The organism is Dokdonella sp., from assembly GCF_036518555.1.
Taxonomy (GTDB): domain Bacteria; phylum Pseudomonadota; class Gammaproteobacteria; order Xanthomonadales; family Rhodanobacteraceae; genus Dokdonella_A.
Genome location: NZ_DATDMY010000198.1, coordinates 1 through 5,142, shown reverse-complemented (window position 1 = coordinate 5,142; position 5,142 = coordinate 1). Strand labels below are relative to the sequence as shown.

General features: G+C 72.9%; 5 protein-coding genes. All 5 read right to left on the bottom strand.

Annotated elements, in window-relative coordinates:
• A partial coding sequence (hisD, locus tag VI238_RS11280; protein ID WP_331651355.1) for a histidinol dehydrogenase occupies positions 1–1,251 on the bottom strand: 1,251 nt, incomplete at its 3' end.
• Positions 1,248–2,141, bottom strand: a complete 894-nt coding sequence (hisG, locus tag VI238_RS11275) for an ATP phosphoribosyltransferase (protein WP_331651353.1) — start codon at positions 2,139–2,141, stop codon at positions 1,248–1,250. The genes hisG and hisD, both read right to left, overlap by 4 nt.
• Entirely contained in the window at positions 2,138–2,470 is a 333-nt protein-coding gene (locus tag VI238_RS11270) for a YerC/YecD family TrpR-related protein (protein WP_331651352.1), read from the bottom strand. Before VI238_RS11270 ends, hisG begins: the two co-directional genes overlap by 4 nt.
• 452 nt (positions 2,471–2,922) lie before the next feature.
• Positions 2,923–4,362, bottom strand: a complete 1,440-nt coding sequence (locus VI238_RS11265; protein ID WP_331651350.1) for a hypothetical protein — start codon at positions 4,360–4,362, stop codon at positions 2,923–2,925.
• Between the two features lie 288 nt (positions 4,363–4,650).
• Positions 4,651–5,142: hypothetical protein (locus tag VI238_RS11260; protein WP_331651348.1), on the bottom strand; the 492-nt coding region annotated here is incomplete at its 5' end.

The following is a 5,142-nucleotide window of genomic DNA, read 5'->3' as shown; positions in this document are numbered from 1 at the left end:
GCGGGCAAGGCGGGCGGCGTCGGGGCCGATCGCGCGCAGGCCCGCGCCCGTCGCCTCCTGTACGTAGACGCGGCGCAGGAAGCTCTCGACCCCCACGCCGCTGAACGCACGCGCGAAGCCGAGCGTCGGCAGCACGTGGTTCGGCCCCGCGCAGTAGTCGCCGAGCGTCTCCGGCGACCAGGCGCCGAGGAAGATGCTGCCCGCGTTCGCGAGCTTCGGCAACAGCGCGCGCGCGTCGCGCGTGTTCACGATGAGGTGCTCGGGCGCGTAGCGCTCGGCGATCTCTACCGCGACGTCGAGGTCGGGCACGAGGATCAGCCGCGCGTGCGCGAGCGCGGCGCGCGCGATCGCCGCGCGCGGCAGGCTCGCGAGCTGCGTCTCGAGTTCGCGCATGACTGCGTCGAGCAGGCGCCGGCTCGGACTCGCGAGCAGCACCTGCGAATCGGCGCCGTGCTCGGCCTGGGCAAGCAGGTCGGCGGCGACGAACGCGGCATCCGCGTCGTCGTCGGCGATCACGAGCACTTCGGAAGGGCCGGCGGGCATGTCGATCGCGGCGCCGTCCGGGTCGGCGGCGACCTCGAGCTTGGCGGTCGTGACCCAGCTGTTGCCGGGTCCGAACAGCTTCGCGCAGCGCGGTACCGACTCGGTGCCGTAGGCGAGCGCTGCGATCGCCTGCGCGCCGCCGAGCTTGAACACGCGTTCGATGCCGCACAGGCGCGCCGCGACGAGGATCGCCGGATCCGCGCTGCCGTCCGCGCGCGGCGGCGTCGCGAGCAGGATCTCGCCGCAGCCCGCGACGCGCGCGGGCACGCCGAGCATCCACACGGTCGATGGCAGCGGCGCGCTGCCCGCCGGCGCATACAGGCCGACGCGGCCGATCGGCCGCAGCAGTTGCTCGCAGCGCATGCCGTGCTCGGTGTCGAGTGCGATCGGCTGCGGCATCTGTGGCGCGTGGAACGCTTCCACCCGTGCGATCGCGCGGCGCATCGCGGCGCGCACGTCGGCGTCGACCGCGCGCTCGGCCGCGGCGAACTCGTCCGCGCCGACCTCGAACGTCGCGAGCTCGCAGCGGTCGAAGCGCGCGCCGAACTCGCGCAGCGCGGCATCGCCGCGCGCGCGCACCGCGGCGATGATCGCGCGCACCTCGACCAGCAGGTCGGCGTCGTGCAGGCGCGGCGGCCGCGCCAGGGCATTAATGCGTTGGCAGGTGTCCAGCGTCGACCAGTCGACGCAGCGCGGAGCCGTGTTCATGCGAGCATGCGCTCCACGTTGAGCACCATCACGCCGCGCGCGCCGAGCCGCTTGAGTTCCTCGAGGTGCTGCCAGTCGAGGCTCGCATTGCACAGCGCCTGCATCGCGACATCGTCGGGGCGACCGTCGAGGCCGAGCACGCTCGGCGCTTCGCGCGAGGGCAGCAGGCGCGTGATCGCGGGCAGGGCGGTGCGCGGCGCCTGCAGCATGAGCAGGCGCGCACCCGCGCCGGACAACGCCCCGGCGATGCGCGCACCGAGCCGCTCGACGAGCTGGCTCGCGGCCGCGCCGCGGGGGCGCGGACTCGCGACGAGCACGGCTTCGCTGTGCATCACGGTCGCGAGTTCGTGCAACTGGTTGGCGGCGAGCGTGGCGCCGCTCGAGACGAGATCGCAGATCGCATGCGCCTTGCCTAGGCGGGGCGCAATCTCGACCGAGCCGTTGAGCAACACCACCTCGGCGTCGATGCGCTGCGCGCGCAGCCAGTCGGCGAGCAACGCGGGATAGGAGGTCGCGATGCGCAGGCCGGCGAGGTCCGCGATCGTCCCGATCGGGCCACCGTCCGGCACCGCGAGCGCGAGGCGGCAGTGGCCGAAGCCGAGATCGATGAGCGCCGCGGGAGCGGGGGCCGCGCCGCCGGCGAGACGCTGTTCGTCGAGCACGTTGCGGCCGACGATGCCGAGCTCGCAGCTGCCCTCGACGAGCAGGCCCGGGATGTCGTCGTCGCGCACGAGCAGCACGTCGACCGGCAGGTTCTCGCCGTACAGGAACAGCTTGTCGCGGCTCGCGCGGAAGGCGAGCCCGGCGCGTCGCAGCAGGTCGAGCGACGCCTCGGACAGTCGCCCCGATTTCTGCACCGCGATGCGCAGGCGGTCGCGGCCGTCGTTCATCGCACGCTCCTCGCCGCCTTGCGCGGCTTGGCCGTGCGCGCGGCCGCGATCGCATAGCCGCCCGCGCCCTGCTCGAGGCAGCGCGCGACGCGACCGATCGTCGTGATGCTGACCGCGGTCGCGTCGTGGATCTGCCAGTAGGGCTCGCCCGCGAGCAGGTGCGGCACGACGCTCCAGCGGTCACGCATCGCCTCGCGCTCGGCCGGCGTGCAGAGGTCGTCGAGGAACGCGCGCATCTCCTCCACGCCGCGCAGCGACAGCAGCGCTTCGCACAACGAGCGCTCGGCGCGGTCGGAATCGAGCTCGGGTTCGATCTGGCGTCTTTTCATCGCGTCAATGTATTAGCGCATTAGTATGATGGCAACGATGCTAGCGGATGGCGTGCTGCGACGCAACCAGCGCGGATCGCGCCCCCGGGCGGCCGTGGGGACGATCCGCTTCGAAGCACCGTCGGGTGGGCACCGCGCCTTCCCGCACTCCCGCGTCGAACGCATGCATCGGCATCGTGCTTCGGTGCGGCGGTCGCGGCGTTGCGCTGCAAGGGGCGAGGCGGAAGCTTCGTGCCGTCGGGAGCTCTGCGCCGAAGGCGACGGCCACGGTCGGCGTCCGGCGGGGGTCGCTTGCGCGGGCGATGCCCTGGAAGGGCCGGGCGGGAAGCGGCGTGCGCTTCGTCGTTTTCCCGCGACGGGTGGAAGCCCTGGTCGGGGATGGAGGTAGGTGGACCGGCCGCGCGCTGGGGGAGAGAGGGAGCGCGGCCGGTCCTGTCGACGGAGCCGGGGAGTTATCTCGTTCCGTCGAAACCGTTGGCGAAGATGCGGTCGGCCTGCGGATCGTCGTGGGTCAGGCGAAGCACCGCGAGCTCGTACAGCGGAGCGGTGCGCTCGGCCATGCCGGCGACGATCGCGCGGCCCTGCGCATCGAGCGTGAGCGCGGACGGGTCGCTGAAGACGCCGCCGGGCGCCATGTCGACGCTGGCGATGCCGGCGTCGCCGAAGCTCGTGTCGAGCGTGCCGTCCGGCGTGAAGCGGAACGCGAGGAAGCTCGACTCGGGGCCGACGTAGCTGATCGACGCGACGAGGTTGCCGTCCGCCTGGCGAACGAAGCCGGTCGCGTAGCGCGTGAACGAACCCGGAGCGATCGCGACCGGCTGGAAGCCGTCGCCGCCGGAGCCGAAGTTCGCGTCCATCGAGCCGTCGGCGCCGATGCCGCCGAGCACGGTCTCGATGCTCGTGTTGCCCTGGCCGTCGTCGAGCTGGTAATGACCGACGAACACCGCGCCGCCGCCCGCGGTCGGCAGCAGGCGGTCGATCGCGTCGATGATCTGGCCGCTGTCGTCGGGACGGTGGAACACGCGCCAGCCCGTGCCCGCGAACGCGGTGTCGAACGCGCCGGTCGAGTCGAGGCGCGCGATCGCGTAATCGGAGCCCATGCCGGCGCCGTACACTTCATAGCCGCCGCCGACGAGGATGCCGTCGCCGTCGGTGAGCCCGAGCGTGGCGAGATAGCCGCCGCGGCTTTCGCCCGCACCGTCCCAGTCGATGACGACGCCGCCGTCGGTGCCGAACGTCATGTCGGGCGCGCCGTTCGGGTCGAAGCGCGCGACGTAGCTGTGCGCGACCGTGTCGATCGACTTCTCGCCCGCGATCACGAAGCGGCCCTGGCTGTCGACCGCGAGCGCGTGCACGTAGACCTCGGGGACGAGCTGGATGCCGTCGGTGCCGAAGGTCGTGTCCATCGCGCCTTCCGCATCGAGCTTGACGAGGAAGCCGCGCAGCGGACCGAACGCCTGCGCGGTGCCGGCGACGACGATCGAGCCGTCGTCGAGGCGCACCATCGCCTCGATCACCTGCATGCCCGCGCCCGTGAGCGGCACGAGGTCGGGCAGTACGAGCACGCCCGGGATGCCGGGGATGTTGCCGAAACTGGCGTCCGGCGTGCCGTCGGCGTCGAAGCGCGCGAGCATGCCCCGCATGTGCGGATCGAACGGGCTCGACGGGATGAACTTGTTGCGTTCGCCCGCGACGAGGATCTTGCCGTCGGGCAAGGCCAGTGCCGCGTACGGACGCAGCTCGCGCGCCTCGACGTCGTCGGGGGTGATGTAGGCGGCGCCGCCGGTGCCGAAGGTCGGGTCGGGCAGGCCGTCCGCGGCGCGCGCGGGGTTCGTGGAGAGCGAAGCGAGCAACACCAGGGCGCCCATGTGGCTCAGGCGGGAAAACGACATCGGGATCTCCGGCTTGGGGGAATGCGACGCCGCGAGCATGCGGGTGCGCGTGTCGGCGCGCATGCGCGGAAGGTCATGCCCGCATTAGGCGCACATCAACGCGCGCGCCAAACGCTTGATTCGACGCGAATCGGCCCATCGATCGAGTCGGTGTCGACGGCGGGCACCGGGACCGCGCCCAGGTCGCCCGGACGCGCGCGCGAGGCGGGGGATCGCTGCGATGCCGATCGCGGATCGCGGTTGGGTCCGTGTTCGGCGCAGGGCGGCGCGACCGCGACGCGTTGGCCGTCAGCGTGCGTCGGCGACCATCGGCGGCGTCGCCAGGGCGGGCGGGATGCGCCGGTCGCCCGCCAGCGCCTGCGCGCGCGCGAGCGCGGCGCGCCAGAGCGCTTCGTTCCCCTTCGCCTGCTGGATGCGCACTTGCAGCAGTGCGCTGCCGAAGTCGCGCGCGGCGAAACCGGCGACCCGTTCGGCCAGGGCCGCGGCGCGGCCCGGATCGCCGCGCTCGATCAACCAGCCTGCATACGCGGTCGCGACCTCGCGCAGGTCGAGCGGGATGCGCAGCGCGTCCGCCTCGCCGAGCGCGCGCGCGTACCAGGTGCCGGCCGCATCGCTGTCGGTGGTCGTGCGCGCCTGCGCGAAGTCGGCGTACAGGCGTGCGGCGGGGCTGCCCGCGCGCGTCGCGAACGTGCCGAGTTCGGCAGCGGCCGCAGACGCGGCGCCGTCCTGGCCGTTGCCGAGCAGGGCCTCGATGCGCAGCATGTAGACACGCGCGTGTTC